Here is a 21,256-nt window from a genome sequence, read left to right as displayed (position 1 = left end):
CCAGCCATAACTTCCAGACAATTGCGCAACGAGAAACTCACATTGACTCTATCACCCCAACGCGCTTTGATTTTCTCTTCCAACGTAACCAATAGATCATGATCGCCGCAGGTAAAATAAACTTTACATACATCATCGATTTTAAAGTTGTCACGCTCAAAAAGTTGATAATGGAACACTGATTCCTGAAAAAATTCTTTCTGCTCAGGACATTCACGATTCATATACCAGTGATCATGGCAATAATAATTCGTCAGAATATCAGCGTTATCAAACTCCATTAGGCACAAATCATGCACAATCTCAGGATCAACATTGTGACTGAAAACCAATTCACCCATAGCATTGTGTACCCGAGCGCCATTGGAAGTAATCATATAGGCATCAATACCAAGAACATCTCGGATTTGCGCAACATCTACATGATGACGACCGGTAGCAAAAATAAAATGAATGCCTTTATTAGTCAGTAAATTAAGGGTTTCCTTGGTGTAAGACGTTAATTTGTGATCAGGAGACAGCAAAGTGCCATCTAAATCTGAAGCAACAATGTGATACATAGTTATCATTCCTATAATTGAATCAATTCTGGTCAAAAAAATCACAAATGGCGTTGAGGGCCTGGCTACGTAATTTATCTTTTTCAAACAGGATCTCATGATGCGCCCCTTGAATAATCAAAGGTGAACGTTCTTTGATGAAAGCCCCCTCTTTATTACGTGATTCACAAAAAGCCCGTAATCTGCAATTATTAACAACCTTATCTTCACTGGCTTTTAAAATTATCAATGGCGTCTCAATTTCTCCGGCTTTTTCTATCAGCATATCGCCAATCCAGATACTTTCCCGCACCCAGTGATATGTCGGTCCCCCGATACGCAATTCCGGATAATCCGCGTAATAACGGAGGTAACGGCTATAACGTTCATAACTGTGTGTCAGAAGGTTTATCAAATAAGGCAACGGACGCCATTTCCCAGTTAGCACCGCATAATGGTTACGCATATCTGGCCGCTTTTCAGCCCGGTTCACCAGGAAAGTCGCCAGCCAACGTGGCATAGGAAAGTTAATACCAAACATAGGAGCACAAAGGGCTGCTGCATCAAATATCTGGCTGCGACGTAATAAAAATCCCCCTAATATTGCCGCCCCCATTGAATGAGCTAATGCATAACAGTGAGAATAATGACGAGGAAGAATTTCTCTTTCTATTAATATTTCAATGTCATCAATATAATCATCAAATTTTTCTACATGCCCTTTTTGTGGATCTGCAAGCATCCTGCTGGATCGTCCCTGTCCACGATGATCAATAATAAAAATATCGTAGCCAAGGTGATAAAAATCAAATGCTACTTCCGAGTACTTAACATAACTTTCACTACGGCCAGGAAAGATAACAACCGCTCTATCATTTTTTACTGTTGCACAAAAGCTGACATAACGTATCAGTACATTATCGACACCGATAAATTCACACTCTTCCCTACCTTGCCAAAAATCTAATAAAGGCCCGTTGGCAAAAGTAGAAAACTGCATCTCACGATTAAGCCAACTTTCTTTCAATATTTCTGGCGTCATAAGCTGCCCTCAGACTATTCAAACTCCTCTAAATGTTCACAAATTAAGGCCATAAAGACGTTACCAAAACGTTCCAGTTTCCGTTGCCCTACCCCATTGATTAATAACAATTCATCAGCCGTAACCGGGCATTGTTCTGCCATTTCAATCAACGTGACATCATTAAACACAACAAAAGGCGGGATATTTTCTTCGTCAGCAATAGATTTCCGTAATCTACGTAACTTGGCAAATAGTTTGCGATCATAATTACCACTATATGATTTACTTTGCTGATTACGCCCTTTCAGATTCTGTATTCGTGGAACAGCCAGTTTTAGTGAAACTTCACCACGCAATATCGGACGCGCAGCTTCCGTTAATTGTAATGCAGAATAGTTGGCGATGTTTTGACTGATAAAGCCTAAATGAATAAGCTGCCGCAATACACTAATCCAGTGTTCCTGACTCTGCTCTTTACCGATACCATAAACCGGTAAATTATCATGTCGCATATCACGGATACGCTGATTATTCGCGCCTCTAAGTACTTCAACAATATAGACGATACCAAAGCGCTGTCCAACCCGGTAAATACAAGAAAGCGCTTTTTGGGCATCCACTAAACCATCATAATTTTTCGGCGGATCAAGGCAGATGTCACAGTTACCACAAGGGGTTTGCTTACTTTCACCAAAGTAGTTCAATAACACCAGACGGCGGCAAGTTTGCGCTTCGGCAAAAGCCCCCATCGCATTGAGCTTATGCCGCTCAATATCCTGCTGTGTACCCGCCTCTTTCTCTTCCAGACAACGGCGAAGCCATACCATATCCGCGGGATCATAAAACAGCACCGCTTCCGCCGGCAAACCATCACGTCCAGCACGTCCCGTTTCCTGATAATAGGATTCGATATTACGTGGAATATTGAAATGCACCACAAACCGAACATTAGGTTTATTAATTCCCATACCAAATGCCACGGTTGCCACCACTACCTGCAAATCATCACGTTGAAATGCATCCTGCACCCGCGCACGCTGGCTGTTGTCCAACCCGGCATGGTATGGCGCAACACTCAAGCCACGTTTTTGTAAACGCTCTGATATCTCTTCAACTTTGTTACGGCTGTTGCAGTAAACAATGCCGCTTTTACCTTTTTGACCGCGAATAAATAGCCACAGTTGATCTAATGGTTTGTATTTTTCTATCAAGGTATAACGGATATTGGGGCGGTCAAAACTGCTGATATGGATAAGTGGATTATTAAGATTCAGTAGTCGGACAATATCATTACGAGTAGTTTCATCAGCGGTGGCCGTCAACGCAATGACGGGTAATGTCGGAAAGCGTTGCCTGAGTTGCCCCAACGCCCGGTATTCCGGTCGGAAATCATGGCCCCATTGTGAAATACAGTGAGCTTCATCCACAGCCAACATTGCTGGTTGCCATTCCAGAAGTTGTTCAAGGAAGTTATCCATCATCAAACGCTCAGGGGCGATATACAGCAATTTAATCATTCCCTGACGGCAACGCCGGATCACATCAATCTGCTGTTCACGGGCCTGAGTTGAATTCAGGCAATCTGCCGCAACACCATTTGCCCGCAGTTGATCCACCTGATCTTTCATTAAAGATATCAACGGGGAAACAACCAAAGTTACCCCTTCCTGTACCAGCGCCGGAATTTGGTAACACAATGATTTACCACCACCAGTCGGCATAATGACCAAACAGTCACGCCCTTCAAGAATGGTATTGATAACTTGTTGCTGGCCAGGCCGGAATTGCAAATAACCAAAGGTTTTCCGCAATACCTGCTCTGTCAGTGATATCGTATTAATGACCTCTGCGGTAGACACGCTTTTCCTCAACCATATTAAAAAATCACAGACGCTTTTCAAAACGTCTGGGCATTATGCTATCTCACTCTCGAAATAATTACAGCATGTCATTGAACATCATCTCGGTATAAAAGCAGGTTTAATTAAAGGTGACAGCCGATCAAAAATTCTCCCCCAATTCATCTTACTCATCCCAATGCAGCGCCATAACGCCGAATTTTTGACTGCTATTTAGGCAAAAATAGAGTAAATCCTTACACTTACACAGTTGTTAATGATAATAATTTGTATTAATGTTATCAAAATTGAATACCCCAAAAGTCACCTGTCTAAGAGAATCGGAATGAATACCAGGAAAAAGAATGCTTATATTCGAAAATTTCAAAATTAAGCGTACCGATTTGTTTCCAGTGTATAGCGACTATGTTGGATAGGATTTTTGATTATGAATAGGGATTGTTATCACCATGAGTTCACTACATATTAACTCTGATAATCACACTCTGCACCTCAACGCAGAGAACTGGCTCCATGCCAATCGCCACCTGGTGACAAAAATATTTCGTGAGCTGTGTCACGAAAAATTAATTAATCCTACCTATCATGGACAGCAACAGTACTCTCTGGCAATAGGTGACTACCAATACCATTTTCAAGCGGAGGCTTATCAGCTCGATCATATTGATATTGATGCCGCTTCCGTAACCAAATTCAAGGAGAAGCAATCTCAGCCGCTTGATGCCATTCAACTGATTATTGAGTTGTATTCGCTACTGGAAATCCCGGAAAAAATGCTGCCGATTTATCTCGATGAGATATCTAGCACCCTCTACGGTCACGCTTTTAAATATCAGTACAACCGACTGACAGCCCAAGATTTAGCTCATGCTGATTATCAAGTTGTTGAAACGGCAATGAGTGAAGGCCATCCGGTCTTTATTGCGAATAATGGCCGCATTGGTTTCGATGCCGATGATTATCAGCGCTATGCGCCTGAAAGCGCCAGCCCGGTGACTTTAATCTGGATTGCGGTACACAGGAATAAAGCTATTTTCTCCGCGCTATCCGATCTCTCATACCAACAATTAATAGAAGAAGAGCTAGGGAAATACCTGCCGGCGCAATTTGAACGTCATCTTAATACGCTGGGATTATGTCCATCAGATTATTATCTGATGCCTCTCCATCCCTGGCAGTGGCAGCACCGTATTGCCATCAGCTTTGCGGCAGATATTGCCAATAATAATATTGTTTATCTTGGCGAAGGTCATGATCGCTACCTCGCACAGCAATCTATCCGTACTTTCTTCAATATTACTCAACCGAAGAAGAACTACGTTAAGACCGCCCTATCCGTGCTGAATATGGGCTTTATGCGTGGGCTCGATCCACACAGCATGGTCACAACCCCATCAGTCAACGAATGGCTCAGTAACTTAGTCCATAATGACAGTTTCTTCCAACAGAAAGGTTTTACCGTACTACGGGAACGTGCTGCTCTCGGTTATTTCAATAACTACTTTGAATCAGCCATTAAGAAAGATAGTCCACATAAGAAAATGTTGTCAGCACTGTGGCGCGAAAGCCCAATGACGCTGTTGAAAGATAACCAACGCTTGATGACAATGGCTTCATTGCTGCATGTTGATCATCAAGGTAATTCCGTCGTTGCCGCTTTAGTAAAGGATTCAGGTTTGGAATCAGAAGAGTGGGTGTCACGTTATCTCGATGCTTACCTCTCTCCATTATTGCGCTCTTTCTTCACCTATGATCTGGTGTTTATGCCACATGGCGAAAACCTGATGTTGGTATTGGATAATAACAGCCCGACAAACATGTTGATGAAAGATATTGGTGAAGAAATTGCTATTTTGAATGGCGATCTCCAATTGCCTGAAGAGATTAATTTCCTGCACGTCACTATCGAAGACGACATGAAGATTAACTATATCTTCCTTGATATTTTCGATTGTTTCTTCCGCTATCTGATTCCACTGTTGCAAAAAGATCTCAATCTGCCAGAAGAGCGTTTCTGGTTACTGGTTGCACGCTGTGTCCATAATTATCAATCACAACATCTGCATCAGATTGAGAAATTCCGCAAGTTCGATCTGTTTAAGCAGGAATTTGTTCGTACCTGCCTGAATCGTCTGCAAATGGCGAACAATCAACAGATGATCGATCTTGACGACCGTGAAAAGAATCTCAAATTCGCCGGAACCTTAGTTAACCCGCTATACGCTTTACGCCATGAATACTCGGTTACTCTTCATCAAGCCGAGCAGCAATAAATAAAAATATCAACATAGATAAATACCAAAAGATTTAATTTGGGGATGAAATGAATAATAAAAAAGTGATGTATCCGTTTTTGCAAAAGGATTCTATGATTAAAAAAACAACTCTTGCAATGACTATACAGTTAGTACTGATGGGAAATAGTTATGCAATCACAGCAAATGCGCAAAATACCAGCGATAAAACCGCTGCCCAAAATGACAAAATACTCGTTACCGCTTCACAACCAGAACATGAAGGAGTGACCGAAGACACCGGCATGTACAATACCACGTCGATGATTACCGCCACCGGTCTAAACCTCTCGGCGCGTGAAACGCCACAGACCGTCAGTGTCGTGACTAAACAACGTATGCTTGACGAAAATCTGGACAGTGTTAATAGCGTCATCGATAGCACAACCGGTATGAGCATACGCCAGCTTGATAGCGATCGTTTCGGGTTTACTTCTCGTGGCATGTCTATCAATAACATCCTGCGTGATGGGGTTGCAACCTACTACGATACCCGCTTTAACTATGGTGACAATCTTTTGGATACTGACCTGCTTGATCGTATCGAAGTGGTACGTGGAGCAGCCGGTTTGATGGTTGGCCCAGGTAATCCTTCGGCAGCCGTTAACCTGATTCGTAAACGTCCAACCCGTGATTTCCGTGGCGAATTCTCTGCCGGTGCGGGTTCTTGGGATAAATGGCGCACTGGCCTTGATCTCTCTGGCCCGTTAAATGACAGTGGCAACCTACGCGGGCGTTTCGTTACAGCCTATCAAGCAGCCAACTCCTTTATTGATCGCAATAACAATGAAAGATACCCGTTCTATGGCATCCTTGAAGCGGATTTGACAGAAAATACCTTGCTGACTATAGGCGTGGATCATCAACGTAATCACACCCGTGGCGGTATGTTTGGTGGTTTGCCGATCTATTTTGCAGACGGCAGCAAAACAAACTATAAACGCAGCGACAGCTATGCTCCTGATTGGGCTTTTTCAAAAGTTCGGACCTTCTCCACTTTTACCAGCCTGCAACATAACTTTGACAACGGCTGGAGTGTAAAGGGCACCTTTACTTATGATAATAACGCTCTAGACCAAAAAGTCCTGTGGGCGACAAGTTTTCCTGACCGTAACACCAATATTGGTATGGCGCCAGGTAACATGACACTTATTGATGGCAGTCGCCGCCAGAAGAACTACGATCTACAGGTGAACGGTGACTACCGGTTGTTTAACCGTACACATCATGTCAGCTTCGGCTTAAACCATCAGCAACAGGATTTCCAAAACGATTACTTCAACGCAACCTGTATGCTTACACGTCCAAATAGCTGTCCAGGAATAGGTGATTTCACCTCTCCTGGCTGGCAATATCCTGAACCAGAGTGGAGTAATACGCGAACTTATGGCTCGAAAGGCCGTAATGAACAGACCGCAGGTTATGCAGTCACTCAGATTTCTCTGGCAGATCCATTGACCTTGATCCTTGGTGGTCGAGTAACCAGTTGGCAAACACGTGGTGATAATTTCAATACTCCACAAAATGCCAGCTACAGTGACGAATTTGTTCCTTACGGTGGACTGATCTACAACATTACTCAAGACTTGTCGGTTTACACCAGTTATACCGAAATATTCAATCCAGAAAACCACCGTGACCGCAATAATAAATTACTTGCCCCAGTGTCTGGACAAAACTATGAAGCGGGCCTAAAAGGCGTCGCCTTCGATAACAGTCTCGATTATTCACTGGCAGTCTTTGAAATCCGTCAAGATAACCTGCCATTAGTGGATAACAATGCACCGAGACTACCGGATCTCTCCATTCCTCGTTATACAGTGGATGGTACCAAAACTCGCGGATTCGAAGCAGAAATCAGTGGTCAACTGACAGATAACTGGCGTCTTTATACTGGTTACACGCAATTCCGGGCAACAGATCCTAATGGTGTACGAATCAATTCCAATATGCCAAATAAGTTGTTTAAACTGTTTACCACCTACACCCTGCCAGGAGCTATGAGCAATCTGACCATTGGTGGTGGTGTTAACTGGCAGGATAAAACCTGGTTGACCGTTGATGGGCCTGGAAAAACATCAATGCAAGCGGAACAAAACAGCTTTGCTGTGGTTAACCTGATGAGCCGTTATCAATTCACACCGGATCTCTCTTTAACGGTTAACCTGAATAACGTCTTTGATAAGACCTACTACACCCAGTTTGGTCAATATTCTCAGTATTACTATGGTGCACCTCGCAACATTGAAGCGATCTTGCGTTATAAGTTCTGAGTTTAAAGTCATAATGACACTGCGGACGGCAAACCTTATGTTTCTATTTATTTGAAGGAAAGCGAACAATGAAATTGAAGCGTTACAAAGAGTTTGCCGTACTGTTGATGCTGTTGGTCAGTCTGTTGGCTGGCTGTGATAAGTCAGCCAGCACAAACAATGCACCGTCAGATAAGCCCGGCTATCCCAAACAAATTACTACTGCATTGGGTACCGCGGTGATTACACATCAACCTCAGCGTGTTGTCGCCCTCGGTGCGGGAGCGGAAGATATCGTACTGGATCTCGGTATCGTGCCGATCGGTATTGAATCCCATCGTTGGGGCGGAGATGAACAAGGCTATCTGCCGTGGTTTAAACAAGCGGTGCAACAGCGTGGCGGAACTTTACCCACCGTAATAGACATGTATCCTGAGTTGGACATTGAGAAGGTCATTAACCTTAAGCCTGATCTGATTGTGGCAACCCAATCAGGCATCACCCAAGAGGTTTATAACCATTTATCACATTTCGCCCCAGTGATCGCTTATCCTTCTCATCCCTGGCTTACGACACCACAACAACAAATTGAATTAATTGCTCGTGCGCTAGATAAGCAGTCGCAGGGAGAAAAACTCACCACCGAGCTGAATGCTACATTACGTGAGGCAAGCGATACCATCCCACATATCAATCGCTATACTTTCGCCTATATCAAGGCGGGTATCAGCAGTAATATGCTATCTGTATACGTCAAAGGCGATCCTCGCGTCGATACCTTAGTCCATCTTGGTTTAACGCTACTGCCATCGGTTAGCACACTGGCCGATCCCTTCGGCAGTTTCGCCGCCAATATAGGACTGGAAAATGCGGATTATCTTAATGGCGCTGATATCTTAGTAACTTGGTTCAATAATGAACAAGAACGTAAGGCAGTGGAAGCACAGCCGTTATTTCAATCTATCCGAGCTGTACATCAGGGAGGTTATATTCCGCTAACCGACCAATCACTGGTTGTTGCTATGTCTTACGGCACACCGCTTAGTTTGCGCTGGGGTTTATCACAATTTATGCCGATTCTGGCAGAGGCAATTAAATCATTATGACAAATCCTAAACGCCGATTCCTACTGCTGCTTGGCTTAGGTTTCATGATATTGCTGACCTTGATTTGTATTATTGCCAGTCTGAGTCTGGGCGCAAAAACGTTGCCACTCTCAACCATATGGCATCACTATTGGTTAGGCGACAGCGGCAGCTATAACGATCTGGTCATCAATGCCCGCAAACCACGCACGTTAATCGGCATCATGGCTGGCGCCGCACTGGCGCTTTCCGGGGCCGTAACGCAAGGATTGCTGCGTAATCCGTTAGCCGAGCCGGGCTTACTCGGTGTTAACGCCGGAGCGGCTACGGTGGTTGTCAGTTTCTCTTTCATCCCCATGCTGGATGAACTTCCGCGCTTCTGGACAGCATTTATTGGCGCAAGTCTGGCTACATTGTCGTTCTACCTGCTCAGTGGCGGACAACGTAATAGCAATCCAGTGCGCATGGTATTAACCGGTGCCGCCATTAACGCCTGCTTATTTGCTTTTGTGCAAGGCGTTGTATTAATGAATGCCCATGTATTGGATAACTACCGCTTCTGGACCATTGGATCGCTCAGTGCAATGTCTCTGGCAGAAGCGAGTTCGCTGATACCTTATCTGTTATTTGCCTTGATATTGACCCTTTCACTCAGCTCTTCCCTGAATGTGATGGTGTTTGGTGAAGGTATCGCCAACTCGCTTGGCGCTAATGTTGCCCGCACCCGCGTATTGTCACTTATTTCTGCCACCATGCTGGCGGCGGTGGCTACCGCGATGGCTGGACCTATTGCCTTTATCGGCTTGGCTGCACCTCACTTGATGCGGGCTTTAGTTGGCAGCGATTTCCGCTGGCTACTGCCCTATTGCTTGTTCGCTGGGCCTTGCCTCTTGCTCACTTCCGATATATTGGCACGGTTGGTAATAGCCCCCGGGGAGATCATGGTGGGAATTATCACCGCGGGAATCGGTGGGCCGTTGCTCTATCTGGTGATTAAAACCCATCGTGGAGTTAATTATGTCGCGAATTAACCTATCTAGACCGACAAAAATTCGCACCTTTATGTTGGGAACCGCTGTTTTTCTTGTGCCTCCACAACGGACTCAAAGAGCCATCTTGTTGATATTGTTACTACTTGCAGCGCTGTTTTATCTTTCTCTGGCACTGGGTAAGCAAGGTATCGATAACCCGTGGCTAGCAACCTCAACTCCTTATCAGGAATTTATTCTCACACAGCTACGCTTACCCCGCGCATTAGTGGCTATCGGCGCAGGTGCAACTCTGGCTCTCTCAGGTTCACTTTTTCAACTGACGACCCGCAACGCACTCGGCAGCCCAGATATTATCGGCGTCAATGCCGGCGCTGCTGCTGGCATAGTCGCCACACTAATCATCTGGCCTGGCGTATTGCCGATTCCTTTAGGTGCGCTGCTAGGGGCCAGCTTTGCAGTACTGTTGGTCTACGCCGGGAACATTAGCAGCTCTGGGCAGATGCAGACAACCAAGATTGTCATCTCCGGGATTGCTATCGCCGCCCTCTGTATGGCATTTGTTAATTTCGCTATCTCGAATGTACGCCTTGAGCAAGCACAGCAACTCGCTTCGCTGCTGCACGGCAGCCTCGCCAACCGAGGCTGGCAAGATGTTGGGTTAATTTATGGAACGATACTGTTCGTCCCTTTTCTCCTTTGGTTAGGACAGCAATTAAACTACATCAATCTTGGCTATGAAGTTGCTAATACGCTCGGTGTGCCAGTCCGTATCATTCAGCTCATGAGCTTGTTACTGGCGGTACTACTGGCCTCAATGGCAGTACTGGTTGTCGGACCTGTGGCGTTTATCGCACTTTCTGCGCCGCAAATTGCCCGCCGTTTGGTACGGGCAAAAGGTGCCGCTCTTTTTTGTTCAGCATTGATGGGAGCATTACTACTGCTCGCTTCTGACTTAATTACTTTGCTGCTTCCTACTTCGGCACGTCTGCCAGTAGGCATTATCACCGCAGGGGTAGGCGGTGTCTATTTGATGTATTTGCTGTACGCTGAATTAAGGAGAACCAAGTAATGTCACTTGATATGAATTCCCCAACTCGCGCTTCACGATTGACCACCCAAGATCTTTCGCTGGCATACGGAAAAAAGACGATTGTTGAGTGCTTGAATATTGCTATTCGTGATGGTGAATTCAGCGTCATCATTGGCCCGAATGGCTGTGGAAAGTCGACCCTGCTACGCGCCATTAGCCGAGGTATAACGCCACAGCACGGTGAAATTCTGCTCGATGAGCGCAATATTCGACATTACAAACCCAAAGCGGTAGCACGTGAGCTATCTCTGCTAACACAAGGGGCAATCATCACCGAAGCGTTGACTGTATACGATTTGGTTTCACGTGGGCGTTACGCTCATCAATCCTTTTTACGGCAGTGGTCAGCAGAAGATGAACAAGTCGTTAACGACGCTTTATATGCGGTTGAACTTCAAGACATGTCACACCGGTTAGTGAGTGAACTTTCCGGCGGCCAGCGTCAACGCGCCTGGTTTGCAATGACCTTGGCACAACAAACACCCATTGTATTGTTAGACGAACCAACCACTTATCTGGATATCACTCATCAGATTGAAATGCTCGATCTCTGTCAGCGTCTACATTTACAGGGAAAAACGTTGGTGCTGGTACTGCACGATATTAACCTGGCACTACGTTACGCTTCACATTTAATTATGATGAAGAATGGTAAAATTTACGCCGAAGGGGTACCAGAAGAGATTATCAACGAACAGAGTATCGCCGATGTGTTTGGTCTCCCTTGCCGTATTATTTGCGATCCAGAATCAGGTAAGCCATTGATTATTCCGAAATATAATCCCGTCTGAGCCGGGAATGAGCCGCCTATAGTTTTGCTGTATTAACAAGCAATATAGGTACCCAAAAGGTTCACTACTTGATAATAACAATGATAATGATAATAATTATCATAATTATATTTACAATGATTAGTCATATGTAAGATACTACAATCAGGTAGTATGAACATGTAAACAGGGAGTTGGTGGTGTCAAATACAAACAATTCAATTATCCCTTTAACCACCGTGGTAATTGAAGATATCATCCAGTTATTTGAACAAACATTTAGCCATTTTACTGCCACCATGAGAGTGAATGCAGACAATATCCCTACTGCTAGTATGAGTTTCCCCCAATGGTCAGATACAAGAGAATTTCCGGTATTAATGCAGCGCTATCAGGATGAATATTACGGTGACAATGATATAAAACCTAACCAAAAAGCGCTGTATTCTTTATGGGCACAATGGTATTTTGGTTTGGTTATTCCCCCGATGATGTTAATGTTGCTGGAATATCCACAAGCAGTGGACACTCATTACAATCTTTTTCGGGTTGAATTCCATGACAGTGGCAGGCCAGATATTGTTTACTATCATTTAACCTGGCTAAATGAAGCACCTTTATCACTACTCCATCGTCATTATTCTCTGTTGGATCGCCATATTATTCCTGTATGTGAAAAGATCGAATCATATCATGGGATAAATGGACGGCTCCTATGGAATAATATCGGTTATATTATGCATTGGTATCTTGCCGAATTCAGCACAAGAATAAATAGCCAGTTATATCAAGAAATTATAAACGGTCTTTTTATGGAGCCACAACTACCTGACGGTAGAGATAACCCACTTTATCGTACTGTTATTTTACGGCATAACAATATGCAACGTCGCACTTGTTGCCAAAGAAATAAACTACCTGGCGTCGGTAATTGCCATGATTGCCCTTTGGAATCTAAGGTAGAAAATAAGCACTAACATTCTATTCTATAATTTTTAATTCTTATCTGTTCCGGCAGAAAGAGATTATTATGATTTAATCGCGCTACTATTCAACAGTTATTTAATCTAACCAAATACTACACATAATAAAATCAACTATGTTGGGCAATAACCAAATTATACCCTATGGATTTCAAGATGCATCGCGGCGGCAAGGGAGTGAATCCCCGGGAGCATAGCAAACTATGTGACCGGGGTGAGCGAGTGCAGCCAACAAAGAGGCAACTTGAAAGATGACGGGTATATAACCTATACATGAAATAATAAGGACATATAATGTACGGAGAAGCTCTGCTATTAGACCGTTCACCTACAAAAGATAGTCATATAACGGACAAAGATTTTTCCAGATATTTCTTAAATATGCATAGTGCTGGAGACTATCTTGATGACGCTTATAATGTCATTACCAGAATAAAGAAAATATTACAGCAGGTGGATAAGCCTTTCAGTGGGATATTACCCAATGAGTTATCCCCACTATTTTCTAAAGTGAATTTAGATCTTCCCCTTACCTCTTTAAACCAAGCTTTAGATGAGTTGCAGCAACTTTATCTTAAAGATGCTGTTTATTTTCATCATCCAAAGTATGTCGCCCATCTTAATTGTCCATTGGTATTACCCGCCGTTCTGGCTGAAACCATTATTGGCGCGATTAATTCTTCATTGGATACCTGGGATCAAAGCGCTGGTGGGACACTAATAGAGCAAAAAGTTCTCGACTGGACACGAGATAAAATGGCATTAGGTACAAATGCCGATGGGATCTTTACTAGTGGCGGCACGCAATCAAATCTGATGGCAATGCTACTTGCGCGGGACCATTTTTGTCACCAGCGCGATCCTGAACATAAAAATCAGCTACATGGTTTGCCAGCAGATTTCCATAAACTGCGTATTTTTACCTCGACAGTCAGCCATTTCAGTACACAAAAAGCCGCCGCTATCCTTGGCTTGGGGTACAACGCCGTGGTCTCTGTTCCTCACGACAGTGAGTTCCGTATGGACCCTCAAGCACTGGAACAAAACATTAATCAGTGTATCGCACAAGGCAATATTCCTTTTGCCATTGTCGCGACAACCGGTACCACAGATTTCGGTAGTATTGATCCACTTCACCCTATCGCGGCTATCGCCAAACAGTATGGCATCTGGCTACATGTAGATGCCGCATACGGATGCGGTTTACTGGTTTCGCCTCGTCGCGCTCATCTACTGGAAGGCATCAATTTAGCGGATTCTGTCACGGTGGATTACCACAAGTCATTCTTCCAGCCAGTTAGTTGCAGTGCTTTCTTCGTCAAAAATAAGAAACACTTATCCCATCTGACTTATCATGCCGAATATTTGAATCCGCTAAGTGCGTTACAAGAAGGCACACCCAATCTGGTCAATAAAAGTATCCAGACAACTCGTCGTTTTGATGCGTTGAAAATGTGGCTGACATTACGAATTATGGGCGCAAAACGACTTGGACAAGCTTTTGATAAAGTTGTCGATACGGCTCAGGATGCCTATCGATTAATGGCACAAAATCCCTATTTTGAACTTATTCATTATCCAGAGTTAAGTACTTTGGTTTTCCGTTTTATTCCTAAACAAAAATTACCCGCTACAGATATTGATGCCGTCAATGCAGCCATTCGTAAGGCGCTATTCCGTGAAGGCAATACCGTCATTGCGGGTACCAAGGTCAATGGCAGACAATATCTGAAATTTACTTTCCTTAACCCGGCAACAAACCAGCAACATTTACAAGAAATTGTGCACAGCATCGTAATGCACGGAAATGATTTTCTGGCAACTCATAATAACAACTAAACGAAGATTAATACTGTTCACCAGGAGAAATTATGACAACTCGCCTTTATGATTTTATCGCCATTGGCATCGGCCCTTTTAATCTCGGACTGGCTTGTTTAACTCAGCCGCTAAAAGATGTTCATAGCCTGTTCATCGATCAAAAACCGGGCTTTGACTGGCATCCGGGAATGATGATGGAAAACTCCACTATGCAAACCCCATTTATGTCAGATCTAGTGACCTTGGCATCACCCACGCACCCACTTAGCTTCCTTAATTACATTAAGCAGAAAGGAAGAATATATTCCTTTTATATCCGGGAAAGTTTTTTCCTGATGCGTAAGGAATACAACCAATATTGCCAGTGGGCAGCGGAACAGTTATCCAATTTACGCTTTAACACTCGCGTTGATAGCATCAGTTATGATGAAGACGCTTCACTATATACACTACATTGTTCAGATACGTTAACTGGGCAACAACACCAATTTGTTTGTAAAAAATTGGTATTAGGTACCGGGCCTTCACCTTATATTCCAAAGTGCTGCCAACCCTTCTCTGATCAGATGGTGACATCGGGTAATTACTTGAAGAGCAAAGAAGCCTTACAACAAAAACAATCTATTACCGTTCTGGGTAGTGGACAAAGTGCAGCGGAAATTTTTTACGATTTACTCAGCGATATTGATAAATTCAATTATCAGCTTAATTGGCTTACCCGCTCACCACGTTTTTTCCCGCTGGAATATACCAAACTGACTCTGGAAATGACCTCGCCAGAATATGTAGATTATTTCTATAATCTCCCGGGTGAAAAGCGTGATGCATTAAATCTGTCCCACAAGCAGCTTTATAAAGGTATCAACAGTTCATTAATCAATGATATTTTCGATTTAATGTACACCAAACGATTAAACGGTGAATTAAACGTTAATTTATATACTAATAGTGAATTACAACAAGTTAGCCATGCTAACAATGGCCGGGACCTAACATTAGCATTATTCCAACATGAGCAGGAGAAAGCATTTTCTCTCGACACAGAAGGAATCGTTCTGGCAACCGGCTATCAATACCAGACTCCAACTTTTATTGAAGGTATACGTCACCTTATCCGTTGGGATGAAAAAGGACGTTATGCTGTACAACGTAATTACAGCATTGATCAGAGCAACACCATTTTCATACAGAATGTGGAGTTACATACCCACGGTTTCGTCACACCAGATCTGGGAATGGCCTGTTATCGCAACTCCTGCCTGATTTATGAAATTACCGGTATTGAACATTACCCGATTGAGAAAAGTATCGCTTTCCAGCAGTTCAGCGTCGACACCGAAGGAGCATGCTAATGTCCGTCTTTAATCCTACGCTGTTTGAAAAATCCTTGCCTGAAATAGGCAGCTTTGCATTACGTTCACTGGATATGGAACGGGATATTCCCATATTAACTGATTGGGTTAACCGGGATTATGCTCATTATTGGGGAATGCAAGATAATACCGAACAACAAGTACGGGAATTTTATCAGGATTTAGAATCGCGCCATCCGGGCAGTGTATTTATTGGCATCTATCAGGAACAACCTGCTTTTCTATTAGAGTGTTATCGCGCACAAGATGATCTGATTGGAAAATATTATCCAGCACATCCAGATGATATGGGAATGCACATTCTGGTTGCCCCGCCGCAAGAAAAAATCAGGTATTTCACTTGGGGAATTTTCCAAACCATCATGGCCTTTATTTTCAGCGATCCTGCCGTGACTCGAATTGTGGTTGAACCTGATATACGCAATGAGAAAATTCACAAGCTTAATCTGCGGGCGGGTTTTGTTTATCAGAAGGCATTGGTATTACCTCATAAAACAGCAAAATTAGCCTTTTGTACCAGAGAACAGCACCAGATTGCGTTACAGCGGGAACACCAAGCGACAATATCAACTTCCCCGGGATCATTGGTGACAAATGCCACACATTTGCAACCTGCCGTCTGGCAAAAAGTTAATCGTCTGCACTTGTGTAAAGCTATTTCCGAATTTTCACATGAATGTTTACTCACGCCTCAACAGTTAACTGAAAAAACAGACAGTGACGGATATCACCATTACCGTTTGGATAGTTACCGTTTGAATAGTACTGACCTTTTGGTCAGCTATACTTTCCGGGCGCGGCGTATGGCACTGGATCACTGGCTGATTGATGCCGATTCGTTACAAAAACATGCCAACGGGGAAATAGCAGAACTCGATTCCTTACTCTTCATTATTGAGTTCAAACAACAACTTGGCATCAGCGATGTTGTCATGCCCACCTATCTGGAAGAAATTACCAGTACTCTCTATAGCAGCGCTTTTAAGCATAACAGAGTCGGTATCAGTGCAATGGATCTCGTGAACACTGATTTTCAGGCGTTGGAAGGAGAGATGATGGAAGGGCACCCCTCTTTCGTCGCCAATAATGGCCGGATTGGTTTTGATATCGGTGATTTTCAGAACTTTAGTCCCGAAGCCGCCTCTGCTATGCATTTAGTATGGCTGGCCGCACATAAGAGCAAAGCGCATTTTGCTTGTATAGAGCAACTCAATTATCAACAGTTGCTGGAACAAGAGCTAGGCACAACCACAGTAGCTGAATTTGATCGGCAGTTGATCGCGCTTAACCTTAATCCCGAAGACTATTTCCTGATGCCAGTTCATCCTTGGCAATGGCAGAACAAGTTGGCATCAGTGTTTGCGCCCGATATCGCTAATCAGAAATTGGTCTACCTTGGTATTGGTGCGGATACCTATCAGGCGCAACAATCGATCCGTACCTTATTCAATCGCACTCATCCTCAGCGATATTACGTGAAAATGGCGTTATCCATCCTGAACATGGGATTTATGCGCGGTTTATCACCTTATTACATGGCGACGACACCGGGTATTAATGACTGGCTATTCGATTTGGTAACACAAGATCCCATCTTGCAACGTTATCGTTTTAAAATTTTACGGGAAGTCGCCAGTGTTGGATTCAAAAACAGCTATTACGAGCAAGCGATCAGTAGTGATACGCCTTATAAAAAAATGATGGCGGCATTATGGCGAGAAAACCCATTGCAACTCATTGAACCTGGGCAGCAAGTGATGACGATGGCAGCGTTACTGCACAGTGATCAGCAAGGGAATGCCCTGTTGCCTGCGTTAATTTCAGCATCCGGCCTGTCTACTCAGGAATGGTTACGCTGCTATTTAGAGAGTTATCTTGCGCCGCTGTTACACTGTTTGTACGCTTATGATCTGATGTTTATGCCACACGGCGAAAACATCATTCTGGTATTGGAAAACCATATTCCACAGCACATCTTCATGAAAGATTTAGCGGAAGAGATTCTGGTCATGAATCCCGACGCCGATTTACCGGAAAAAGCGAGTCGAGTCAAAGTAGACATGCCGGAAGATATGAAAACACTGACTATCTTATCTGATGTGTTTGACGGTATATTCCGCTATCTGGCTGCCATACTGGATGAACAGGGTAGCTATTCACAGGATCTTTTCTGGCAGGCCGTAGCAGATTGTATTTTAAGCTATCAGCACAACCATCCTGAATTGAGTGAACAATTTGTGCGTTACGATCTGTTTACACCGGAGATTAAACGCTGCTGTCTAAATCGTCTGCAAATAGCGAATAACCGTCAGATGCTCGATTTAGCTGATCCGGCTCAAAGTTTACAGTTTGCTGATAATCTGATTAACCCAATTGCCAAATTTGGTCATTCGTAACAATGAGCAATCAATGAGCAATCAATGAGCATGGAAAGCGATGTCACATCGGTAACATGCTCACTATTCTAATAAGGCGGTGCTGCAACAGTACCGCCTTCTTTATTTACATAATTTACCTATACCCGTCATCTTTCAAGTTGCCTCTTTGTTGGCTGCGCTCGCTCACCCCGGTCACATAGTTATCTATGCTCCCGGGGATTCACTCCCTTGCCGCCGCGATGCATCTTGAAATCTATAGGGTATATACACGTAATTTCAGTAGATTAAATTCCAGCACCGATATTGTTTTCCGTTTCAACTTACCTATAGTTGTATTCAATTATGTCTATTCAGATTATTACCAGATATTCCTTATGAGCTGGCAAGGTTAGCAATAAAAGCATAATATTAACAAGCCATTAACCATATAAAGTCACATTAGTAACATATATCTTTATTTAGGAATAAAATTAAATGTCTACAACACTACTAACCCTGGAAGAAGCCCGGCAAGTGATTGGTCATGCTTTTGTTCACGATATGCCTTTTAACCAATTATTAGGACTTGAACTAATCCGATTTGAACAAGATTACGTAGAAATACAATTCCGTAACCAAAGTAAACTAGTAGGTAATATCGCACAGAAAATTTTACATGGTGGCGTAATTGCCTCAGTACTGGACGTATGCGGTGGATTGGTTTGTATCGGTAACGCCTTGACCCGTCTGGTACCGGCATCATTAGAAGAATTAGAAAAACGATTATCAATAATGGGAACGATTGATTTACGGGTGGATTATCTACGCCCCGGCCGTGGTGAATTATTTACCGCCACCAGTAGCATCATCCGCAATGGCAACAAAGTTTCTGTCGCCAGAGCAGAACTACATAATGAGCAGAGAGCCCATATCGCCAGTGTAACGGCGACCTATCTGGTAGGATGACAATATAATTTTAATCGCTTGCGTAATATTCAGCCCGGTGACATATTATTTTCATGTTAACGGGCTAAAAACCCATGACACTCTTTCCACCTTTATTAACATCAGGACAATATGAACAAGCCACAAACTACCAAAGGAGTACTGTACGCCTTCGGTGCCTGTTTTATCTGGGGAATCGCGCCAGTTTATTTTAAACATATCCAGCAAGTACCTGCTGACGAAATCTTGACCCATCGTATTATCTGGTCATTTTTCTTTATGTTGCTGCTACTAACATTAACTCGTCACTGGTCACAAGTGGCCAAGATTTTCCGTCAACCTAAAAAAGTATTATTTCTGGCGGTAACGGCCACTGTCGTAGCCTGCAACTGGCTGATTTACATCTGGGCGGTGAACCACGGCCATATGCTGGAAGCCAGCTTAGGTTATTTCATTAGCCCACTTGTTAACGTTTTGTTCGGCATGCTGTTTCTCAGTGAGCGTTTCCGCCGCATGCAATGGGCTGCGGTTATTCTGGCCTTCACCGGCGTGTTAATCCAATTATGGCAATTTGGTTCTATACCGGTCATTGGATTAAGTTTGGCTGTCACTTTTGCCCTATATGCCCTGCTGCGTAAGAAGATGAATGTTGATGCTCAAACAGGCATGACGATTGAAACACTGTGGTTACTGCCGATTGCCGCCATTTACCTATTTGGTTTTGCCAACACCCCAACCAGTGATCTAAGTAATAACTCAGCAACTCTCAATTTATTTCTGATTGCCGCGGGCATTATTACTACTGTGCCATTACTGTTATACACGGAAGCCGCTGCCCACCTGCGTCTATCTACACTCGGATTCTTTCAGTATGTCGGCCCAACGCTGATGTTCTTGCTAGCAACCTTGGTTTATGGTGAACACATAGGCACTGACCGTCTGATTACTTTCGGTTTTATCTGGGCTGCATTAGTGCTGTTTACACTGGATGCCGTGTATACACAACGTAGATCGCAGAGATAGCACAATAATGAAAATAACCATCAGATTAGCCAATACAACTGAACAGATCGCACTTGAAGTTCTGCAATTACGGGCGTCTCTTATGTGGGAAGAAGATAGAGAATTATTACTAGCAAATCCCCACATGATAGAACTGCCTATAGAGCATATTGAAGCAGGGTATGTTTATGTTGCAGAACAAGCTAGCGTAATTCTAGGGTTCAGTGTTGTATTGCCTCAATCTGATGGAAATGCTGAACTTGATGGAGTATTTGTTGAACCAACCTTTTGGCATCAAGGCATTGGCAAGCAATTGGTGCAAATCGCATTGAATGATCTTCATATAAAAGGCAAAGCATCATTACAGGTGATGGCTAATCCGCAAGCAGAAGGGTTTTATATTGCCCTTGGCTTTAAATATTTGGAAAAAGAATATACTCAATTAGGAACAGCAATTCATATGATTAAATACATACGATGAAATAAGCTAATTCTATTCTATAAATCAATGCCTTTTATCGTCACATCCATTTTATCTTTAATAATTAAATACTATTTTTTCAATAAAAACCTTTTAATTTAATTCATTATATTTTTATATCTGATATAAACACTGTAGAATTAATGTTAATAATATTTGAATTAAAGAAATTAAAACTTCAACCATATTAAATGTAGAAAATGATAGTAAAAGCTTCTTTTAACAAAGAAAGCATTCCAATTTAAGCATTTAAGCATTTAAGCATTTAAGCATTTAAGCATTTAAGCATTTAAGCATTTAAGCATTTAAGCATTTAAGCATTTAAGCATTTAAGCATTCTATAATAATGTCAAGATTGTTTCCACTCAATAATCAATTTTTTAAAATAA

16 protein-coding genes are annotated in these 21,256 nt (G+C 43.1%); 13 read left to right on the top strand and 3 right to left on the bottom strand.

Features of this window, described 5'->3' with window-relative positions; genetic code table 11:
- From BA1DRAFT_RS19650 to recQ, 3 genes are all read right to left on the bottom strand, one after another.
- Positions 1 to 560 (bottom strand): HAD-IIB family hydrolase (locus BA1DRAFT_RS19650; RefSeq protein ID WP_036782714.1); only part of this gene is annotated, 560 nt, incomplete at its 3' end.
- A gap of 22 nt (positions 561 to 582) precedes the next feature.
- The gene (pldB, locus tag BA1DRAFT_RS19645; RefSeq protein WP_036782711.1) at positions 583 to 1,581 is read right to left on the bottom strand and encodes a lysophospholipase L2; all 999 of its coding nucleotides are present in this window, start codon (positions 1,579 to 1,581) and stop codon (positions 583 to 585) included.
- Positions 1,582 to 1,595: 14 nt separating this feature from the next.
- A complete protein-coding gene (recQ, locus tag BA1DRAFT_RS19640; RefSeq protein ID WP_036782708.1) occupies positions 1,596 to 3,422 on the bottom strand; it encodes an ATP-dependent DNA helicase RecQ in 1,827 nt (608 codons plus the stop codon).
- 449 nt (positions 3,423 to 3,871) lie between these two features.
- Between recQ and BA1DRAFT_RS19635 the strand changes: the two genes are divergently transcribed.
- From BA1DRAFT_RS19635 to BA1DRAFT_RS19575, 13 genes are all read left to right on the top strand, one after another.
- Positions 3,872 to 5,695 (top strand): IucA/IucC family protein, encoded by a 1,824-nt coding sequence (locus BA1DRAFT_RS19635; protein ID WP_036782706.1) that lies wholly within the window; start codon positions 3,872 to 3,874, stop codon positions 5,693 to 5,695.
- Between the two features lie 50 nt (positions 5,696 to 5,745).
- Positions 5,746 to 7,989, top strand: coding sequence for a TonB-dependent siderophore receptor (locus BA1DRAFT_RS19630; RefSeq protein WP_152544358.1), 2,244 nt, complete (start codon positions 5,746 to 5,748; stop codon positions 7,987 to 7,989).
- A gap of 68 nt (positions 7,990 to 8,057) precedes the next feature.
- On the top strand, positions 8,058 to 9,074 hold the full coding sequence (locus tag BA1DRAFT_RS19625) for an iron-siderophore ABC transporter substrate-binding protein (RefSeq protein ID WP_036782703.1): 1,017 nt from the start codon (positions 8,058 to 8,060) through the stop codon (positions 9,072 to 9,074).
- Complete coding sequence (locus BA1DRAFT_RS19620; protein WP_036782700.1) at positions 9,071 to 10,084, top strand: FecCD family ABC transporter permease; 1,014 nt, start codon at positions 9,071 to 9,073, stop codon at positions 10,082 to 10,084. Before BA1DRAFT_RS19625 ends, BA1DRAFT_RS19620 begins: the two co-directional genes overlap by 4 nt.
- Positions 10,071 to 11,114, top strand: a complete 1,044-nt coding sequence (locus BA1DRAFT_RS19615) for a FecCD family ABC transporter permease (RefSeq protein ID WP_036782697.1) — start codon at positions 10,071 to 10,073, stop codon at positions 11,112 to 11,114. The genes BA1DRAFT_RS19620 and BA1DRAFT_RS19615 overlap by 14 nt, the downstream gene beginning before the upstream one ends.
- On the top strand, positions 11,114 to 11,926 hold the full coding sequence (locus tag BA1DRAFT_RS19610) for an ABC transporter ATP-binding protein (RefSeq protein ID WP_036782694.1): 813 nt from the start codon (positions 11,114 to 11,116) through the stop codon (positions 11,924 to 11,926). Before BA1DRAFT_RS19615 ends, BA1DRAFT_RS19610 begins: the two co-directional genes overlap by 1 nt.
- 179 nt (positions 11,927 to 12,105) lie before the next feature.
- Positions 12,106 to 12,882 (top strand): siderophore-iron reductase FhuF, encoded by a 777-nt coding sequence (gene fhuF, locus BA1DRAFT_RS19605; protein ID WP_036782692.1) that lies wholly within the window; start codon positions 12,106 to 12,108, stop codon positions 12,880 to 12,882.
- Between the two features lie 300 nt (positions 12,883 to 13,182).
- Entirely contained in the window at positions 13,183 to 14,727 is a 1,545-nt protein-coding gene (locus BA1DRAFT_RS19600) for a pyridoxal phosphate-dependent decarboxylase family protein (RefSeq protein WP_036782690.1), read from the top strand.
- A 32-nt stretch (positions 14,728 to 14,759) separates the two neighbouring features.
- Complete coding sequence (locus BA1DRAFT_RS19595; RefSeq protein WP_036782687.1) at positions 14,760 to 16,061, top strand: lysine N(6)-hydroxylase/L-ornithine N(5)-oxygenase family protein; 1,302 nt, start codon at positions 14,760 to 14,762, stop codon at positions 16,059 to 16,061.
- The gene (locus BA1DRAFT_RS19590) at positions 16,061 to 18,478 is read left to right on the top strand and encodes a GNAT family N-acetyltransferase (protein WP_036782684.1); all 2,418 of its coding nucleotides are present in this window, start codon (positions 16,061 to 16,063) and stop codon (positions 18,476 to 18,478) included. The genes BA1DRAFT_RS19595 and BA1DRAFT_RS19590 overlap by 1 nt, the downstream gene beginning before the upstream one ends.
- 456 nt (positions 18,479 to 18,934) lie before the next feature.
- Positions 18,935 to 19,405 carry a thioesterase family protein gene (locus tag BA1DRAFT_RS19585; RefSeq protein WP_036782681.1) on the top strand — a complete coding sequence of 157 codons (471 nt, stop codon included), beginning with the start codon at positions 18,935 to 18,937 and terminating at the stop codon, positions 19,403 to 19,405.
- A gap of 111 nt (positions 19,406 to 19,516) precedes the next feature.
- The gene (gene rarD / locus BA1DRAFT_RS19580; RefSeq protein ID WP_036782678.1) at positions 19,517 to 20,407 is read left to right on the top strand and encodes an EamA family transporter RarD; all 891 of its coding nucleotides are present in this window, start codon (positions 19,517 to 19,519) and stop codon (positions 20,405 to 20,407) included.
- A gap of 7 nt (positions 20,408 to 20,414) precedes the next feature.
- Entirely contained in the window at positions 20,415 to 20,867 is a 453-nt protein-coding gene (locus BA1DRAFT_RS19575) for a GNAT family N-acetyltransferase (protein ID WP_036782676.1), read from the top strand.
- Positions 20,868 to 21,256: the final 389 nt, after the last annotated feature.

It is taken from the genome of Photorhabdus aegyptia, from assembly GCF_000612035.1.
GTDB classification, from domain to species: domain Bacteria; phylum Pseudomonadota; class Gammaproteobacteria; order Enterobacterales; family Enterobacteriaceae; genus Photorhabdus; species Photorhabdus akhurstii.
Note: the sequence above shows the minus strand (reverse complement) of the source record. Positions and strands in the feature narration are given on the sequence as shown.